Source organism: Bradyrhizobium cosmicum (assembly GCF_032290525.1).
In the GTDB taxonomy this organism is placed as follows: Bacteria; Pseudomonadota; Alphaproteobacteria; order Rhizobiales; family Xanthobacteraceae; genus Bradyrhizobium; species Bradyrhizobium cosmicum_A.
Genome location: NZ_JASXTA010000469.1, coordinates 1 through 247, shown reverse-complemented (window position 1 = coordinate 247; position 247 = coordinate 1). Strand labels below are relative to the sequence as shown.

Genomic DNA, 247 nt, shown 5'->3' with positions numbered 1-247 from the left:
TGCCAGTACGCCGCCTCGGCATATTGGCCGGCCTTGAAATGAGCACAGCCGATCCCGACCATGCTGTTGAAGGCAAGCGGATCGTGCGGCGCCAGATCGAGCGCAATCTTCAAACGCTCGATCGCGGATTCCGGTTCGCCCTTATAGACGTCGATCCATCCGCTGCGGCTCCACGCCCAGACCGATCCACCGTCGGCGGCGAGCGCCTTGCGAATGACCAGGTCCGCAGTATCGAGCTCCCCAAGCA

1 protein-coding gene is annotated in these 247 nt (G+C 62.8%); it reads right to left on the bottom strand.

The annotated features are described in order from the left end of the window. Positions 1-247, bottom strand: a 247-nt coding sequence (locus QSV46_RS40585) for a tetratricopeptide repeat protein (RefSeq protein ID WP_409997305.1), incomplete at both ends; no start/stop codon positions are given.